The 17169-nt window shown below is 63.7% G+C and carries 16 protein-coding genes; 8 read left to right on the top strand and 8 right to left on the bottom strand.

Annotation, left to right across the window (positions count from 1 at the left end):
- The coding region (locus tag VIM61_11630; protein HEY8901052.1) for a GDYXXLXY domain-containing protein at positions 1-267 on the top strand (267 nt) is incomplete at its 5' end.
- 51 nt (positions 268-318) lie between these two features.
- Complete coding sequence (locus VIM61_11625; GenBank protein ID HEY8901051.1) at positions 319-1116, top strand: NYN domain-containing protein; 798 nt, start codon at positions 319-321, stop codon at positions 1114-1116.
- A 21-nt stretch (positions 1117-1137) separates the two neighbouring features.
- Here VIM61_11625 and VIM61_11620 read toward each other — a convergent pair whose 3' ends face one another.
- A complete protein-coding gene (locus tag VIM61_11620) occupies positions 1138-1884 on the bottom strand; it encodes a hypothetical protein (protein ID HEY8901050.1) in 747 nt (248 codons plus the stop codon).
- Between the two features lie 33 nt (positions 1885-1917).
- Positions 1918-2484: an RNA polymerase sigma factor gene (locus tag VIM61_11615; GenBank protein ID HEY8901049.1), complete on the bottom strand. Its 567-nt coding sequence runs from the start codon at positions 2482-2484 to the stop codon at positions 1918-1920.
- Positions 2485-2525: 41 nt separating this feature from the next.
- Between VIM61_11615 and VIM61_11610 the strand changes: the two genes are divergently transcribed.
- On the top strand, positions 2526-3821 hold the full coding sequence (locus VIM61_11610) for a DUF3463 domain-containing protein (protein HEY8901048.1): 1296 nt from the start codon (positions 2526-2528) through the stop codon (positions 3819-3821).
- A 17-nt stretch (positions 3822-3838) separates the two neighbouring features.
- Complete coding sequence (gene shc / locus VIM61_11605; protein ID HEY8901047.1) at positions 3839-5782, top strand: squalene--hopene cyclase; 1944 nt, start codon at positions 3839-3841, stop codon at positions 5780-5782.
- Between the two features lie 5 nt (positions 5783-5787).
- On the opposite strand, the gene VIM61_11600 is transcribed toward shc, so the two are convergent.
- On the bottom strand, positions 5788-7866 hold the full coding sequence (locus VIM61_11600; GenBank protein HEY8901046.1) for an adenylate/guanylate cyclase domain-containing protein: 2079 nt from the start codon (positions 7864-7866) through the stop codon (positions 5788-5790).
- Positions 7867-7965: 99 nt separating this feature from the next.
- Between VIM61_11600 and VIM61_11595 the strand changes: the two genes are divergently transcribed.
- From VIM61_11595 to VIM61_11580, 4 genes are all read left to right on the top strand, one after another.
- Positions 7966-8916, top strand: a complete 951-nt coding sequence (locus VIM61_11595) for a hypothetical protein (GenBank protein ID HEY8901045.1) — start codon at positions 7966-7968, stop codon at positions 8914-8916.
- A gap of 5 nt (positions 8917-8921) precedes the next feature.
- Positions 8922-9920: a FecR family protein gene (locus VIM61_11590; GenBank protein ID HEY8901044.1), complete on the top strand. Its 999-nt coding sequence runs from the start codon at positions 8922-8924 to the stop codon at positions 9918-9920.
- A 26-nt stretch (positions 9921-9946) separates the two neighbouring features.
- Positions 9947-10879, top strand: coding sequence for a 5'-3' exonuclease H3TH domain-containing protein (locus tag VIM61_11585; protein HEY8901043.1), 933 nt, complete (start codon positions 9947-9949; stop codon positions 10877-10879).
- Positions 10880-11035: 156 nt separating this feature from the next.
- On the top strand, positions 11036-12070 hold the full coding sequence (locus VIM61_11580; GenBank protein HEY8901042.1) for an acyltransferase: 1035 nt from the start codon (positions 11036-11038) through the stop codon (positions 12068-12070).
- A 13-nt stretch (positions 12071-12083) separates the two neighbouring features.
- Here the strand turns inward: VIM61_11580 and VIM61_11575 are convergent, their stop codons facing one another.
- The 5 genes from VIM61_11575 to VIM61_11555 all read right to left on the bottom strand — a co-directional run bounded on the left by VIM61_11575 (position 12084) and on the right by VIM61_11555 (position 17152).
- Positions 12084-13604 carry a PDZ domain-containing protein gene (locus tag VIM61_11575; GenBank protein ID HEY8901041.1) on the bottom strand — a complete coding sequence of 507 codons (1521 nt, stop codon included), beginning with the start codon at positions 13602-13604 and terminating at the stop codon, positions 12084-12086.
- Positions 13601-15052 (bottom strand): trypsin-like peptidase domain-containing protein, encoded by a 1452-nt coding sequence (locus VIM61_11570; GenBank protein HEY8901040.1) that lies wholly within the window; start codon positions 15050-15052, stop codon positions 13601-13603. Before VIM61_11570 ends, VIM61_11575 begins: the two co-directional genes overlap by 4 nt.
- 23 nt (positions 15053-15075) lie before the next feature.
- Positions 15076-15840, bottom strand: coding sequence for a M23 family metallopeptidase (locus VIM61_11565; GenBank protein HEY8901039.1), 765 nt, complete (start codon positions 15838-15840; stop codon positions 15076-15078).
- A gap of 113 nt (positions 15841-15953) precedes the next feature.
- Positions 15954-16364, bottom strand: a complete 411-nt coding sequence (locus VIM61_11560; protein HEY8901038.1) for a hypothetical protein — start codon at positions 16362-16364, stop codon at positions 15954-15956.
- Positions 16361-17152 carry an undecaprenyl-diphosphate phosphatase gene (locus tag VIM61_11555; protein ID HEY8901037.1) on the bottom strand — a complete coding sequence of 264 codons (792 nt, stop codon included), beginning with the start codon at positions 17150-17152 and terminating at the stop codon, positions 16361-16363. The genes VIM61_11560 and VIM61_11555 overlap by 4 nt, the downstream gene beginning before the upstream one ends.
- Positions 17153-17169 lie beyond the last annotated feature (17 nt).

The raw sequence follows: 17169 nt of genomic DNA, 5'->3' as shown, positions 1-17169 counted from the left end.
CCTCCCGCCGGCCCCGTCTTCGTGCGATTGAAGGCCGATGGGCGGTTCTGGATCATCGATCGCATTGCGACCGCGCCCGACGGCGATGAAGGCCCGTGGCTGCGAGCACGGTGGAACGGCAACCGCCTCGATTACGGCATCGGCAAATATTTCGTGCCGGAGGGGCGGGGTAATCCGCCGGGGAAGATCACCGTGGAGATTGTCGTCCGGACTGGTGGCGAAGCGCGCATCGTGCAGCTCTACAACGACGATCAGCCGTGGCCGTAGCTCCTGAGCGAATGGTTCGCTCTCAGCCGTTTCTGTCGTTAGGGTGACCCCATGAGCGAGCCGGATAATGCGACGATGGCGGTATTCCTTGACCTCGAGAACATCGCGCGAGGTGCGAAGGATTCGAACTTTCCGAACTTCGACATCAAGCTCGTGCTCGAGCGGCTGCTGCTGCGCGGCCACATCGTCGTGAAGAAGGCGTATTGCGATTTTGGCCGCTACAAGGATTTCAAACGTGATTTGCACGAGGCCGCGTTCGAGCTGATCGACATCCCGCATGTGCGGCAGTCGGGCAAGAATTCGGCGGACATTCGCATGGTCGTGGACGCGCTCGATCTTTGCTACACGAAGCAGCATCTCGATACGTTCGTGATCCTCAGCGGCGACTCCGACTTCTCGCCGCTTGTCAGCAAGCTGCGTGAGAATGCGAAGACCGTCGTCGGGATGGGCGTGAAAAATTCCAGCTCGGACCTCTTCATCAATAACTGCGACGTCTTCATTTATTACGATGATCTCGTGCGGGATCGCGCCACTCCCGCGCCGCGGCGCAGGGCGGAGCCGAAGCCGAATGGAGCGGAGCCGAAGAAGTCAGGCGGGCCGTCGCTGGAGCAGGCTCTCGAGCAGGTTGCCGCGACGCTGGCCGCGATCGAGAGCGAGCGAGGCAAGGACTTCCGCATCACCGGCTCGATGATGAAGCAGACGATGCAGCGGCGAAATCCCGGCTTCAACGAACGGGCGCACGGCTTCAAATCCTTCAAGGAACTGCTGAAGGCCGCCGAGCAGAAGGACATCCTCAGGATCGAGATCGACGAGAAGTCGCGCGACTATCGGGTGCACTCGATCGAGTAGCCCGAGGTGGGCCTGCCAGGCCTACAGCAACGCGCGCACGCTGTTCTCGTCGCCACGCATGGCGAGGATGTAGCTGCGATTGCCAAAGCTCCAGCTGGCCATCGCGTATTCACCCATCTGGAGCATTTGCGGCTGGCCGTCGCGCGGCGGATTGCCGAGTTCCGAGCGGTCGATCACGTAGAGATGCGCGGTGCCGTTGCCGGGGAGATGGAAGCAAAGGATCGAGACCTTCGCGCCGTCGATCGACTTCACCTCGCAGCCGACCCCGTGCGCGGCCTGCAGGCCAGCCGGAACGGTGAAGTCGGCGATGCCGCCGTGCGCGCCGAGCCAATCGCGGATCGCGCCCATGTCGTCGCCCCTGGCACCGAAGGGATGATGGTGCGTGGCCGTGAGCTGGGGGATTTCCTTACGGATTGCGATCATCGACGCTCCGCCCAGGCCAAGGCCGAGCCAGAGTCCGCTGACCCCGAGCATGACGGCGAGAACCGCCGCCATGGCGAATTCCGGCCGACGCCAGAATGCCGGGCTGGAGGAGATCGGCGTCGTTTTTGCGGCGGCGAGAAGGGTTTCCTTCAGGCCCGGAGGCGGCTGGATCGACGCAAACGCCGCGCGCATGTCCTGATCGAATGCCTGACTTTCGGCGAACCATTCCGCGAGTTCGTCGTCGCGGTCCAGCCAGCCGAATGCCTCGGCGAAAGCAGGATCTTCCGCGTCGTCCCGGTCGGGGCGATAGGCGCTGAGGATGATCTTGGCTTCGTCGCGATTCATTTTGGCAAATTTAAGAGTGCACGGGGCGTGCGATTATTCCCGATCGATTTCGTTCACCCGCAGTTTTTCGCGGAGGGCCTCCTTCCCGCGGGAGAGGCGAGACATCACCGTGCCGATGGGAATATCGAGAATCTCGGCGATTTCCCGATAGGAGCACTGGTCGAGGTAGAAGAGGGCGAGGACGGCGCGCTGGCTTTCCTCGAGCGAGGCCAGGGCGACGAGGGCGGCGTCCTGATCCAGCGAGCGCGACACTTCGACGGTCGGGCCGGGAATCTCGCGCGGGGATTCGTTCTCGTCGTCGATGCTGACCACCCGGCGGGCGCGGCCGGCCTGCTTGAGAAATTCGCGATAGAGCGTGGTGAAAAGCCAGCTCCGGGTCTTCGAGGGATCGCGCACCGCGTCGCCCTTCCTGGCGAAGACAGCGAAGGCCTGCTGCGTAAGGTCCGCGGCGTCCTCGGGATTCTTTGCCAGACTGTAGGCGAACCGATACAGAGAGGCGTAATGCTTCTCCAACAGGTTCTCGAACGTGTGGGGATCCATCGGCGCAGGGCATTGGAGCGCGAACGACCGGTCCTCGCGAGGCAAATCGTTCTGCGGCATGCGTTGACACTGGAACGCCGATTGCTGAGGGTAGGCGCCCTATGAGGTTTCCATTGGCCCTCACCGCGAAGATCGCGGCGTATATTGTCGGAAAGAAGCTGCGCGGGGTGAAGAAATTCGCAACCGTCCTGCAGCTGGAGCCGCTCCATACCTGCAACCTCACCTGCACGGGATGCGGGCGCATCCGGGAGTATTCCACGTCGCTCAAGGACGTGATGCCGCTCGAGGATTGCCTCGGCGCCGCGGAGGAGTGCGACGCGCCGATGATCTCGATCTGCGGCGGTGAGCCGCTCATTTACCCGCACATCGAGGGCCTCGTCGCGGGTCTGCTCGCGCAGAAGCGCATCGTTTACATCTGCACGAACGGCATGTTCATGCGCAAAAAGATGCGCGACTGGCTCGCCGTGGAATGGACGAAGAATCCCGCCGCGCTCGAGCCGAAGCTTAAGGAACTTGTCGCCCAGGAACTTGTTACCGACGCGCAGCTCGCCGAGATTCGAAACCCGAAGTCGCCAAACGCCGGTCCGACGATCGGCCCGAGCCAGTGGATGTATTGGAACGTCCACCTCGATGGCCTCGAGCGCACGCACGACCTCATCGTCGAGCGCGAGGGCGTCTTCAAGGAGTGCATCGCCGCGATGCGCATGGCGAAGATCCTTGGCTATCAGGTCGCGACGAACACGACGATCTACAAGGAAACCGACATGGCCGAGATCGAGGGGCTCTACGACTTTCTGTCGTCGCTCGATGTCGACGGCCACACGATCTCGCCCGGCTACGACTACGACTCCGCCAAAGAGGACATGCGCAAGCGCCTGAACCTCCAGCCGGAAAATTTCTTCCTCACCCGCGAGATGACACGCGAAAAGTTCGTGGACATTCGCCAGTGGGGCGAGCGCTACCCGATCTTCGGCACGCCCGGCTATCTGGAATTTCTCACCGGTGAGCGCGAGCTGCCGTGCTCGGCCTGGGCGATCCCGACGCGCAACGTCCGCGGCTGGAAGGGGCCGTGCTACCTGATGACCGATGGTCATTACAAGAGCTACCGCGACCTGCTCGGCGAGACGAACTGGGACGCCGTCGGCGTGAATCCGGACGGCTCGGCGCGGGATCCGCGCTGCGCGAACTGCATGGTGCATTGCGGCTTCGAGCCAAGCGCCGCCCTCGGCCACGGCGCAAGGCCGGGCGACACGTGGAAGAACGTGAAGTTCAATTTCGGGGCGCGACCTGCGAAGCGCGAGGATGGCGCGAAGGTGCAGGCCTTCAACGGCGTATCCTGCGGCAACGGGCACAAGACCGGCCGGCCGACGAAACCCGAAGCCGCCGCCGCGGCCTGACCGTTCGGAAGGGTCTCGTGAAAGCCACCGCCCGCATCATTCCCTTCACCGAATCTCCGGAGCCGCTCGTCGCCGCGCCCGATGTCGCCACGGCCGTGGCCCGCGCCCAGTCCTGCCTGCTCGGCATCCAGCGCGAGGACGGCCACTGGGAAGGCGAACTCACCGTCGATAGCACGCTCTGCGCGGACTACGTCATTTACATGCACTGGACCGGGAAGGTTGACGAGACCCTCCAGGCCCGGTGCGCGGCGCATATCCGCCGGCGTCAGCTTCCCGACGGCGGGTGGAATATTTACATCGGCGGCCCCAGCGAGGTGAACGCGACCGTGAAGGGCTACTTTGCGTTGAAACTGGCTGGCGATTCGCCGAATGCCGCGTGGATGCGCGAGGCCCGCGCGAATGCCCTGCGCCTGGGCGGCATTCCCGCGATGAACACCTACGGGAAACTCTACCTCGCGCTGCTGGGACAATTCCCGTGGAAGCATCTGCCGACGATCCCGGCCGAGGCGTTTCTCTTCCCGAACTGGTTTTTCTTCAACATCTACGAGATGTCCTCGTGGTCGCGCCCCATCCTTGCGCCGCTCACGATCCTGAACCATTACCGCCCCGTGCGGCATCTGCCGGCCTCGATGCAGCTGCACGAGCTGTATCCCGCCGGCCTCGAGGGCGCGAACCTCTCGCTCAAGAAAGCCGGCCCGTTCTGGTCCTGGCGGAATTTCTTCCTGCGCTGTGACCGCCTCCTAAAGATCTACGACCGCTTCCCGTTTCACCCGCTCCGCCAGCGCGCGCTGAAGGTCGCCGAGCAGTGGATGACCGAGCGCATGGGCGAGGGCAGCGAGGGGTTCGCCGCCATCTTCCCGTCGATGCTCAATGCGATGATGGCGCTGCGCACGCTCGGCTACGGGGAAGATCACCCGCTCGTGCAAAAGGCCGATCGCGACTTCGCCGGCCTCTTCGTCAACGACCCCGAGGATTTTCGCATCCAGCCGTGCCTTTCGCCCGTCTGGGACACCGCGATCACCACCATCGCGCTCGCGGAGTCCGGTCTCGGCAGGGACCACCCCGCGCTGGCCCGCTCGGCCGCCTGGCTCGAGGCGAAGGAAGTGCGCTTCCGCGGCGACTGGCAGCACAAGAATCCGCATCCCGAGGCGAGCGGCTGGGCTTTCGAGCACGACAACAAGTATTACCCCGACACCGATGACACCATGATGGTGCTCATGGCGCTGCGGCATGTCGCGCCAGCCGACCCGGCGAAGCGCACGGAGCAATTCGAGCGCGCCCTGCGCTGGCTGCTGAGCTTCCAATGCCGCGACGGCGGCTGGGCGGCGTTCGATCGCGATGTCACCGCCGCCTGGCTCGAGCACGTCCCTTTTGCGGACCATAACGCCATTCTCGATCCCACCTGCAGCGACCTCACTGCGCGCGTGCTGGAATTGCTCGGCTATATCGGGTTCGACCGCCAGAGCGTGCTCGTGAAGCGCGCCATCGCCCACCTCCGCCACACGCAGGAGGCCGATGGTTCGTGGTATGGACGCTGGGGCGTGAATTACATCTACGGCACGTGGCAGGCGCTGCGCGGGCTTGGCGCCATCGGCGAGAACATGGACCAGGAGTGGATCCGCCGCGGCCGCGACTGGCTGGAGAGCTGCCAGAACGACGACGGGGGCTGGGGCGAGACCTGCGAGAGCTACGATTTTCCGAGCCTGAAGGGCGCGGGCCCCAGCACCGCGAGCCAGACGGCGTGGGCGCTGATGGGCCTCTGCGCGTGCGGCGATCCGCACCGCGAATCCATCCGCCGCGGCGTGGAGTATCTCGTCCGCCAGCAGAACGACGACGGCTCATGGACGGAGCACGAGACGACCGGCACCGGCTTCCCGCAGGTTTTCTATCTCCGCTACGATTTCTACCGCCTCCACTTTCCGCTGCTCGCGCTCGCGACGTATCGGAAGCTGCTCGGCTGAGCGGCTTATTTGCTCGTGGCGACTTCCGTGCCGGTCCAGTCGTCGGGAGGAGGCTCCCGGAGGAAGGCCTCGCAGCGGGTGAGATGAATCTGCACGAGTCGGTCGTTCGGCAGGGACTTCTCGCATTCGCGGAATTGCGCAGCGGCCTCGGCGAACCGTCGGGCGCGATAATCGGCGATGCCTCCCTCGTGGCATTTTAACCAGTCGGGAATTTCCATGCTCCGCGGGCCGAGCACGGTGAATATTTCCACGGGACGCGATTTGCCGACAACCTGGACGAGGTCCACCGAGCGGAGCAGAAACGTGTCCGCCACGAGCTCCGCGAGCGGGTGCGTGATGCACAGAGGGACGGCGTATTTCTTGGTGAGTCCTTCGACGCGTGACGCGAGGTTCACGGTGTCGCCGATGACGGTCGGCTCCATCTTTTCGGCGGAGCCGATGTTGCCGAAGACGGCTTCGCCATGGTGCAGGCCGATACCGATCGCAAATGGCGAGAGCCCGCGCTCGGTCCAGGCCCGGTTGAGATCTGCGAGTTCATCGAGCATCTCGAGCGCGGCCGTGACGGCATTGATGGCGTCGCGGGCGGGGCCTTCGCTCAGCACGTTGCCCCACACGGCCATGATGCCGTCACCCATGAACTTGTCGACGGTGCCGTCGTGGCGAAAGATGATGGCGACCATCCGGCCGAGATATTCGTTGAGCTGGGAGACGACGGCGTGTTCGTCCTCGCTTTCGACGAAGGAGGTGAAGCCGCGCACGTCGGAAAAGAAGACCGTCATGGGACGACGGGAGCCGCCGAGCGCGGCGAGGAAGTCGTCGCGGTTGTCGAGCACCTCGCGGACGAGATTGCGCGAGACGTAGCGGTCGAGCATGGAGCGCATGCGTCCGCTCTCGCGCCGCTCCTGGGCGAAGTTCCACGAGATGCAGATGACGCCGGCGACGAGAAGGGCGGAGCCGGGCTGCACGACAGGAAGGAGGTAGTCGAGGATGTGCGCGATGACGTAGGCGGAGACGGTGAAGCCGATGGCGCAGGCGATAAGGATCGAGAGCGCGGCGATGGGACGGCGACCGAAGCGCACTGCGATAGCCCAGGCGACGATCACGGAAATGAGCACGCAGAGCGCGTTCACAAGAGCGCCGGCGCGCTCGTAGAAATTATGGTTCAGCAGGGCGGCGAGGGCATTGAGGTGAAGCAGGGGGCCGGGCAGCGTGACGTCATCGGCGACGAGATGGATGTCGTGCAGAATGGCGGCGCTGGGGCCGACGACGACGATCTTGTCGCGAAAGACCGCGCCGTCGCGGAGCGTTCGTTTCCAGTCGCCAGGAAGAAAGAGCGTGTAGAAGGGGACGATGCGGAGCTGGGCGGGGTCGATGAAGCGGAAGAGCTTCGGGTGGCCGATTTTCGGGATGTCGGCGTCGCGATCGAGCTGGCGAGCGGCGGCTGCGGCCAGCGAGGGATACTTCACCGAGCCGAGCTGGAATCCAAACAGCGCGGAGCGGATCTTCTGATCCGACTCGGGGAAGAAGTTCACGAAGCCGACTCTCGGATCGGTATTGGGATGTTCGATGAGAGTCGGCGCGGGCATCCGCAGGGCTGGCTCGCGAATTTCGGGGTGATCGGGAGAGATGCTGTCGAAGCTGAGATTGGCACCAACGACGATCTGCGTGGGATGGCGATCGAGGGCGGCTTTCAGGGCGTCGTCACCGGGCTTCGGAGTGTCGAGAATCAGGTCGAAGAGGATGAGACGGGCACCCGCGCCGAGGAGGCGCTCGATGGCGTCGGCGTAGACGAAACGCGGCCACGGCCAGCCCTTTGCCATCGCCTGGAGAGATGGCGAGGCGGCGATGTCCTCCGGCCAGAGTTCGAGTTTGAGGGAGGGATCGTCGATGGCGACGAAGACAAAGTCCTCCGAAGACGGGTGCAGCCCGCTCCAGGCGATGACCTTGTCCTGGGCGGTGCGTTCCGCGCCGGTGAGCACTTCGGATTGGGGAAACGCGAACCACCCCACCACGGCGACGGCCAGGCAGATGGCGGCCAGTTCGACGAGTCGGCGGCGAGAGCGTTTGCGGGCGGCGGTGGCCACGTGCTATCCCTTAGCGTTCCCGCCGACGGCTGGGAAGGGCGGTTTCGCGACGGGCTCACTGGTTGACGCCTGATAGTCCATCGGGCAGAGTCTGCGGCCATGTCGCTCTTCGGAAGATCTTGTTTCGGTGCGCTGGCGGTTGTGAGCCTGGCTCTGCCGATGGTTTCCGCACAGCAGGCGAATCAGGCCGTGCAGGCCCAGCAGCAGGTGAGCATTTCGCAGCAGGCGCAGGGAGGCGCGGTGAACAGCTCTCTGGCCACGGCGGAACCCTTTGCGCCCGCCAGTCCGGCGGACGCCGACATCGGCGAGCAGGTGCTTCTCCAGCCCGAGCAGAAATACCAGCCTTTCAGCGCGTGGACGAACTGGAACACTTTCTGGACGAATAACGCGGAGCTACTCGACGGCTCGAAAAGCTCCGACACGGTGCTCAGCGGCACCGTAGGGGCGAGTTACCTGCCGCATCTCGGCGGCAACGTTTTCGCCGATTTCTCCGCGGAGCAGAGCATGTTTCGCTACGCGCGCAACGGCTCCCTGGATTTCAACAGCCTCCAGTTGAAGGCCGGGTTCGTCTACGTCGTCCGAGAGCTCGGCGACCTCGCGCTCTTCACGCACTACACCTACGACCTGCTCACCTCTCGCGGATTGAACAGCCAGATCTACGCCGATCACACGCTCAGCTTCGGCGGCCGGAAGACGTTCTCACTGAACCGTGCAAATCTCTTCTACACGTCGCTCACCGCGGAGTTCACCCTCGGCGGCGAACCCTCCTATGCGCTGCGGAACGAGTTCGCGTGGCTGCTCGGCTATCAGCTGAGCCTCACCCGCAACGTGAAGATCGACCTCTACTATCGCGTCGCCGCGCAGGACTATCGCTATGCCGATCGCGCGGATTTCAATCAGCTGATCGGCGGCGCGGTGACCTTCGAGGTGACGAAGTGGCTGAGCGTGCAGGCCCTCAGCACGATCGGGATCAACAACTCCACCGACAGCACCTACAGTTACTTCGCTGCGAATTTGGGTGGCGGAATCGGCCTTTTGGTTAATTTTTAATCCTAATGAACGACGTGCGGCACACTTTGCTGGCAGGGGGAGCCCTCCTTTTCGCGACCCTTACCGCGCAGGCGGCTGGCACGCTCCACAGCGCGGCGGTCACTCGCGTCTACAACAAGGTCGACATTCTGGCCCCCGAGCGTCCAGCGGTTCCGGCCAGGGTCGGAGACGGCATCAGCGGAAAAACCGCCGTGCAGACCGGGAACCAGGCGCGCGCCGAGCTGGAATTCAACGACCAGACGATTGCCCGTCTCGGCGCGAACTCCGTCTTCAGTTTCGAGAAGGGCACTCGCGACCTGAACCTCGACGAAGGCGCTATCCTCCTCGAAGTGCCCAAGAATGCCGGCGGCGCCACGATCAACACGGCGGCCGTCACGGCAGCGGTCACTGGCACGACGGTGATGATCGAGACGCGCAAGACTGGCGGTCCGAAAAGCAAGGGCCTCGTGAAATTCATCGTGCTCGAGGGAACCATGCGCCTGAAGTTGAAGGGGCGGCCGGGTGAATCCGTGCTGATGACGGCCGGACAAATCCTGACCGTCAGTCCCGGTGACCTCGTTCTGCCTGAGCCGCAGATCGTAGACGTTGCCCGTCTGACCAAGACCTCGGGCCTGATGAGCAAGCAGTTTTCCGAGTTGAAGAATCAGCCCTTCATCTTTCAGACCGAAAAGACCCAGCATTTGCTCAAGACGAAGGGCAAGCTCATCACCGTGAACTACGGCCTCTACGGCAAGAAGAAGAACCCTGGCCTGCAGCTCGTGAACACCAGCGCCCTCGCCTCGCTCCGCACGGACGCCGACGGTGTGTCGTCGCCGCCTGCGAAGCCGCCGAAGAAGACGGCGACGGTGCGCCCGCCGAAGGTCATCGTGAACAATCCGAAGCCGAAGCCGCCGAAGCCCCCCGTCGTGGTGAAACCGCCGAAGCCGCCGTCCCAGCCGAAGCCGCCGAAGCGTCCGCGCCCGCCGGCTCCTCCGCCGGTGCCCCCGGCGCCTCCGCTCGACTAGTCCAGCCCCTGGCTCCCGATTTTCCTGTGCGCCTCCTGCTGGTCGACGGCCATTACTATCTTTACCGGTCGTTTTTCGCGATCCGCGGGCTCACGAACTCGCGGGGCGAGCCGACGAACGCAATCTTCGGATTCACGAAGGCGCTGCGTCGGATGATCGCCGACGTCCGCCCCGATCGCGCCGCGGTGATCTGGGATCGCGGAATTCCCGCCCGCCGGTCGGAACTCCAGCCCGCTTACAAGCAGCAGCGGCCGTCGATGCCCGAGGACATGAAGGCGCAGGAATCCGCCATGCAGGCGCTCGTCCCGCTGCTCGGCGTCGCGAGTCTTTCGCTGCCGGATACCGAGGCTGACGACCTCATCGCCAGCTACGCCGTCCAGCATTCCGGCGAGACCGTCATCGCCACGAACGACAAGGATATCCTCCAGCTCGTCAACGACCGCGTGAGCATCTACTCGACGAACAAGACGGACCTTGTCGAGAAGGAGACCTTCGCCCTGCTGGGGATCGAAGCCGTGCGCGCCAAATGGGGCGTCGAGCCCGCCCAGATCGCCGACGTGCTCGCGCTCACCGGTGATTCTTCGGACAACATTCCGGGAGTCGACGGGGTCGGGCTGAAGACCGCGGCGACGCTTGTCCGCCAGTTCGGCTCCGTCGAGGCCCTGCTCGAGCGCACCGCCGAGATTGCCAGTGCGCGCAGCCGCGAGAAGATCGTCGCCCAGCGCCAGCAGGTGATCGATAACCGCAGCATGGTCGCGCTGGACCTCGATCTCGTGCTCCCGGCCGCGATCGACGATCTCGTCATTGCCCCGCGCTATCCCGAGCTGATCGAGGCCATCCGTCGCTGCGAATTCCGCACGCTCCTCGCCGAGATCGAGAAGGAAGCCGGCCTTGCCGCTCCGGCGGCGAACAAGGCTGCGCCGCGGCCCGCGATTGGCGAGCAGGGTGAGCTTTTCTAAGTGACTTCCTAAGGAGTCATGGCTGGCGGGGGACGCACGGGCTATTGCCGGTCATCGAGCGGCCTGTTATCACCCCCGCATCAAATCGGACCTCACTAACCTCTGCAGAAAAAGAAGCCCTGTTCCTTCCAAAGCTTCACCAGAGGAAATCGGGATATGAGAGGTATCGAGAAATGGAGCGTTCTCTCGGTTCTTCGCATCGGACTTGCTTCGATAGTGGCGGTGGACCACCTGAGGAATTACACCGATCTCGGAGTGCTCAGCTTCGTTCCCAGTTTCAGTGCTTTCGAAGCCGTGCTCGGCTTTTTGCTGATCAGTGGATTTTCGGTCACGAAATCGTATCTCGCGAATCCGGACGGGTTCCTGTGGCGTCGGATCCAGAGGGTCTATCCCATTTATCTCGCGAGCATCTTTCTGATGTTTGTGACATGGATGCTGGTGGACCGAACCAATCTGCCGTCCTTCGTCGAGGTGGTCATCAACGGATTGTTTTTGAATCAGATCTTCACAACCAGCTCGTTCGTCGGCCCGGCCTGGAGTCTTTCGCTGGAATTCTGGCTCTACTGCCTGTTGCCCGGACTCGTCATCCTGCGCGGAGCGGCGTTGCGAGGGATCATGTATCTTTCCTTTACCAGCTTTCTTGCCTACTCCGTGGCTCGATCCGCCTGGCATCTGCCGTATTTCTCTGGCGTCGGATACGGGGCCAATCTCCTCCTGCTCGCGTTCATCTGGATCGCCGGCGTGCGTCTGGCGCGGGATCAACAGAAGCTCAACGAGGTCATGTGGGACATCCGCGTGATGTTCGGAGTCCACATGGCGATGAACGTGGCCATCCAGCTCACGTCCTGTTTCCGGCATCACGCCGGAGTCCTTGCGATCGGCCGCGACATGCTTCCCTTCCTCTGGCAGGGAGCGACTCTCTGCCTCGTTTATTACGCCTTCTCTCGTTTCGTGGTATGGCCGAACCCCGTCCAGTTACGGTCGAACGCGATGCGTTTTGCCGGGGACATTTCCTACCCGCTTTATCTCGTTCACATTCCCGTCTACATCCTCGCGGCGCATTTCACCCATCTGCCGTCGGTCTTTTACTTCCTGGCGGCGCTGGGAGCGTCCATCGGGGTTTACCTGCTGATGGATTGCTATTCGAAGAAACGGCAGGTCATGGAAGGCGCGTTGCCGTCACCGGCCTGACGGAGGCGCATGCTCAGGGCGCGACCTTGGTGGCCGGGTCGCTGAGATTGTCGAGGGCGGGGAGGCCGTAGGAATCTTTCAACTGCCTGGCCGAGTTCGCGACATCGGCGGCGTTCAGGTAGAGAACGCCAGCGTTGGACTCGAGCTCGATCTTGTCGAATTCGCCTTCGGGGTGCTTGGACGCTTCGGCGACGTCCTCGAGGCTGCGGATATCCCGACCGTTGATCTTTTCGACGACGGAGGTTTCCACATTGTCGTAGCCGAGCGTGGTGTCGGCCGGGAGGACCTGGCTGAGGATCACGATCTTGCCGCGGTCCGGCGGGAGCTCGTCCTGAAACTCGTCGAGGTAAACGAGGCGCGGTGGCGCGTCCGTTCGCCAGCTGCTGCCCCATTCGCGAAGGTAGGGGCGCGAGAGTTCCTGAAAAACGAGGCCTCCGAGGATGTAGTAGCGGGGAGCGCGATCGAGGATTTCGGGCTCGCTGATGACGGTGGCGGGATCGCGCGGCTCGAGCGGGAGATCGAGGGTGAGGGTCTTGCCGTCGCGAAGAATGCGAATGGGCAGCTTGCCACCTGGCAGGCTGGCGGTGGAAACGAGGTAGCTGAAAGGGATCTTGCCGTAGGCGGGATGCGTGGTGTTGCCGTCCTCGTCCACGTCGCCGTCGCCAACGCGCATAATGACATCGCCTTTCTCGAGGCCGGCCTTTTCCGCCGCGCTGCCGTGAGAGACCGCGGAAACGTAGACGCCGGTTTGCTCGGGGGTCATGCCCAGATAGTGGCGAAACTGCGGATCGCGGGTCGGCGCGAAGGCGATGCCGGCGCGAGGAAAGCCCTCGTAGGGCTGTCGGCTGGCGCGCGTGAGAAAGTTCGAGATGACGGCGTCGGGAATGATGTCGGCGGATTGCGAGCGCGTGTCGTAGCGCATGAGCAGGCCCGCGAGGCGGTCGCCGACGAAGACGGGCATCGTGAAGCTGTTGTCGCGATACTGGAGCGGAGCGCTGAGGCGGTAGGCGAGGAGGGAAATGCCATCGGCGGGATAGCCGGAGACGGTGATCGTGGTGATGACGCCGGGCGTGAGCGCGACGGCGCCGGTGCTCTCGAGCTGGACGACGTTGATCTTCGTGCCGACCTGGATGGCGTCCGCCAGCTTCACCGGCTCGGTGCCGGCGAGGAATTTCGGGTCCTGCGGCGCGAGGATGGCGAGGTTCGATTCGTAGTCTACGCGTTCGACCTCGGCGGCGATCTTTCCGGAGCTCGCGGGACGTTCCAGCTCGACGTAGGAGTGGTTGGCAATGAGTTCGGCGGTGACGAGCACCTTGCCGCCCTCGATGACGACGCCGATGCCGCGGCGGGTGGTGGGGCGACGTTTGCTCCAGGGGCGGACGAAGTTGTAGGCCTGGTTCGTGGAGTTGACCCGCACGAGCGACTTCTCCGACGGCAGGGAAGGCGCGATCGGGGCGGGGGAGGTCTGTGCGGCGACAGTGCCGATCCCGAGGACGAACGCAACGAGCAGGACGAAGGGGCGAAGCGGGATCATGGCTGGAGATTCGACTCGCGGGTGATGCCGTAGCGGCGAAGGATGCGCTCGCGGGCGGCAGCGACGGCTTTTGCTTCGAGCACGAGCGGTCGACTGGCTCCGGCAAATTCGATCACGTAAGTCTCGGCGGGCTCGGCGAAGGCCGCGGCGACGTCGTCGAGCCGGTTGATCTTGCGGCCGTTGATCGTATCGACAAGGGCCTGGCGAAACTCGTCGGCGTAGGCGTTCACCGGATCGGAAAGGATGTTGCTGAGGATCACGAGCTCGGGCCGTTCCTTGTAGAGATCGTCCTCGAGGAAGTGGTCGAAATAGTAGCGGGTGCGCGAGTTCGTGAGCGGCGTCGCGTTCACGAAATTCTCGTCGAGCGGCTGAAACACGAGCCCGGCGAAGACGACGTAGCGGGGCTTCACGTCGTAGGCGTTCGAGAAGAGCGTGAGCGGGAAGGGGGCGTTGAGAGGAACGACGAGCTCGAGCGGTTTGCCCTCGCGCACGACCTCGAGCTTCACCTTGTCGCCCTTGAACTTGCGTTCGATGACTTCGGCGAGTTCCACGTCGCTGCCGTCGAGCTCGACGGATCCGTCGCTGGCGACCGCGTGGCCGTCGATCGAGAGAATGACATCCCGCGGCTTCACGATGCCCTCGGCCGATCCTCCGCCGAAGACCTTGGCCACGATTACGCCCCTTCCGTCGTCGGGCAGGCCGAGTGCGTGGCGGGCGGCGGGGTTGTAGAGCGGAGACCAGTTCAGGGCAAGGTCGACATAGTGATCGTAATGGCCGTCGGCGATGTCCTTGAGGAAGCGCTTGATGACCGGCGTGGGGATCATGTAGCCGGTATTCTGCGCGACATCGCCACTGTAGCCCTGAAAAGCCACGCCGACGACCTTGTCCTCCTGCACCACCGGGCCACCGCTGTTGCCGGGATTGATCGCGGCGTCGATCTGGATGACGAGATGCGAATCTGTGCCGGAGTGGCTGTATTCCTGAAAGTCGACGCGCGAGACGATGCCGCGAGTGACGGATGGGGTTTCGCCGCCGATCGGGTAACCGTAGACCATGACGGCCGACTCGATCTCGGGAATGCCGTTGAATTCGAGGGCGCGCATGCCCTTGAAGAAGTCGAGATTGAGCGGCTGCAGGACGGCGAGATCGCAGTCGTGGGCGATGTGCAGAATCTTTGCGGGGTAGCGGTTCGAGTCTCCCTCGCGAGTGATCCAGATCTTGCGCGAGTCGCTGACGACGTGGGCATTCGTCAGGACGCGGTTGCCGTCGATCACGAATCCGGCGCCGATTCCCTGGCCGATGCCACCGGGATTCCATGGCGAGCTGTAGTCGGCCTCCTGGGAGACCGTTTGCACGCGCACGAGGGATTTTCGAATGATCTCGGGGGAGGCGTGGAGACTGCCGGTGAAGAGCGAGAGCAGGGCGAGAGCGCGGAGGAAGTGCCTCATGAAGGAGCGGAAGCGGTGCGGTTTCAGAAAGAGTCGAAGCCGCCGAAGCGATCCACGCGGAAGGACTTCGTGCGCTGCTTCTTCGCGGCCTCCTGCACGGGATCGCGTTTCGCGGCGGCGCTGCCGTCGGCTTTCATTGGTGCTCTGCCATTCGCCGGCGGGCCGAAGTCGCGCGGGTCGGTGAAGGTGTTGATGGCGACGAGCCCGCTCTTGCCGCCGCCGTTGAGCTTGCGGCGGGGAGTGATGAACTCGGTCGGTGAGTAGTAGTTCGAAAAATCGTGGGCGAAGCCGGTGCGCGTGATGCCCATGACGAGGTTCTTGTGGATCTCGAAGTGGAGGTGGGCGGGATACATGCCGCGGTTCGTGCCCATCGTGCCGATCTGTTGGCCGCGAATGATTTGCTGGCCTTCCTTCACCATGATGCGGTCGAGGTGGCCGTAAAGAGAATCGACCGTCTTGAGAGCGCTGCCCTCGTAGTAGATGTGGCGCAGGATGACGACGTTGCCCCAGCCGAGGCGCACATCGCGGGCAAAGACGACGAGGCCGTTGCCCATGGAGTAGATCGGCGAACCGAGATCGCTGTTACCGCCGCCGATGCCATTCCAGTCCTCGCCGAGATGGCCGTTGGGGCGGAAACCGCGCGCCTTGTAGTAGCCGTCGGCGTTTGGCTTGCCGACGGGAAAGTCAAAGCCGTCCGCGATGCGGGTGCGGGCAAAATCCTGATTCGGCGCAGCCGCAAGGGTCGCCACGACGACACCGAGAGCGAGCCAGAACCACAACTTGCGCATAGCCGACCACGGTAGACGGGGGGGAGGGGGCACGCAAGTGCCGGACTGCGTGGAAGTTTGCGAAGAATTGACCGTCGCCCCCGAGTGCGGCCGCCGGCCGCCGCTCGGCCCTGTCATGCGCCGGGCTGGCCGGGATGCGCGATTTTCACGACGGGCAGCGGGAAGCGGAGCTGCAACTCGTCGTCGAGGTGAATCTCGACCTGATGCACGCCAAAGCTCTCGAATTTCACCCCGCCGAAGACGTGGACGTTCGTGGCGTGCGACTCGAGCTCGTTGAGGGTGAATTCCACCCGCGACTCGGCGAGAATTTTTTCGTCCTCCGAGGAAAGGATGAGCGAGCGCTGCGTGAAGGTGCCTTCGCCGCCGCACCAGCGCGTCCACAGGCAGAGCTTGAAGAACGCGACCGGCATGACGGGGGCCGGGATGGCGGTGATGACGCCGATGAGCGTCTGCTGGCCGCTGATCTCCGCCCGGACGTCCTCGCAGAGGAGGCTGGCCTGGAGATCGGGAAGAATCGAACTCATCGGGTCATTAAAAAGGAAAAGACAAGAAGCAGGATGCCAAAGGCGATGCGGTAAAGGCCGAAGCCCACGAACGTATGGGACTGCACGTGACGCAACAGCCATTTCACGGCGATGAAGGACACGACCGACGCGACGATGAAGCCGAGGGCGATCATCCAGAACGGCTCGTGTTCTCCGGCCTTGAGGCCCTCGCGGATTTCCAGCGCGCCGGCGGCGAGCATGGTCGGAATGCCGACGAGGAAGGAAAATTCGGTGGCGGGGACGCGAGCGAGGCCGAGCGCCATGGCGAACATGATGGTGGAGCCGGAACGCGAGGTGCCGGGGAAGGCGGCGGCGACGAGTTGGCCCGCGGCGACGGCGATGACGATGATCCAGGTGATCGAGTTCGTGCGGGGCTTGCCCTTGATCATGTTCTCGATGAACAGGAAGAAGAAGCCGCCCGCGATCAGCGCAATGGCGACCGGGAACATCTCGTCGGGCAGCTTGAGGCCCAGTTTCTTGAGAATGAGGCCGCCGACGCCGGTGATGAAGAACGCGACGAAGACCTTGAGGGTGAGGTCGCGGCCCTCCGGCTCGTGCCAGCGCATCATCAGGGCGATGCGCTCGCGGAAGAGCGGCAGGACGGCCATGACCGCGCCAACCTGGATGACGACGTTGAAGAGGTCGGATTTGTGGTCGCCGAGCAAATGCTCGGCGATGAGGAGGTGACCCGTCGAGGAGACGGGAATGAACTCCGTGAGGCCCTCGATGATGCCGAGGATGATGACGATCAGCCAGTCAGGCAGCATCGAGAGGAAGGAGCGGA

The organism is Chthoniobacterales bacterium, assembly GCA_036569045.1.
Classification (GTDB): domain Bacteria; phylum Verrucomicrobiota; class Verrucomicrobiia; order Chthoniobacterales; family JAATET01; genus JAATET01.
This window is presented reverse-complemented; position numbering and strand designations above follow the sequence as displayed.

Coding starts and splice junctions, on each gene's coding strand:
- VIM61_11625 (HEY8901051.1), top strand. CDS start 319: ATGAGCGAGCCGGATAATGCGACGATGGCGGTATTCCTTGACCTCGAG.
- VIM61_11620 (HEY8901050.1), bottom strand. CDS start 1,884: ATGAATCGCGACGAAGCCAAGATCATCCTCAGCGCCTATCGCCCCGAC.
- VIM61_11615 (HEY8901049.1), bottom strand. CDS start 2,484: ATGCCGCAGAACGATTTGCCTCGCGAGGACCGGTCGTTCGCGCTCCAA.
- VIM61_11610 (HEY8901048.1), top strand. CDS start 2,526: ATGAGGTTTCCATTGGCCCTCACCGCGAAGATCGCGGCGTATATTGTC.
- VIM61_11595 (HEY8901045.1), top strand. CDS start 7,966: ATGTCGCTCTTCGGAAGATCTTGTTTCGGTGCGCTGGCGGTTGTGAGC.
- VIM61_11590 (HEY8901044.1), top strand. CDS start 8,922: ATGAACGACGTGCGGCACACTTTGCTGGCAGGGGGAGCCCTCCTTTTC.
- VIM61_11580 (HEY8901042.1), top strand. CDS start 11,036: ATGAGAGGTATCGAGAAATGGAGCGTTCTCTCGGTTCTTCGCATCGGA.
- VIM61_11575 (HEY8901041.1), bottom strand. CDS start 13,604: ATGATCCCGCTTCGCCCCTTCGTCCTGCTCGTTGCGTTCGTCCTCGGG.
- VIM61_11570 (HEY8901040.1), bottom strand. CDS start 15,052: ATGAGGCACTTCCTCCGCGCTCTCGCCCTGCTCTCGCTCTTCACCGGC.
- VIM61_11565 (HEY8901039.1), bottom strand. CDS start 15,840: ATGCGCAAGTTGTGGTTCTGGCTCGCTCTCGGTGTCGTCGTGGCGACC.
- VIM61_11560 (HEY8901038.1), bottom strand. CDS start 16,364: ATGAGTTCGATTCTTCCCGATCTCCAGGCCAGCCTCCTCTGCGAGGAC.
- VIM61_11555 (HEY8901037.1), bottom strand. CDS start 17,152: ATGCTGCCTGACTGGCTGATCGTCATCATCCTCGGCATCATCGAGGGC.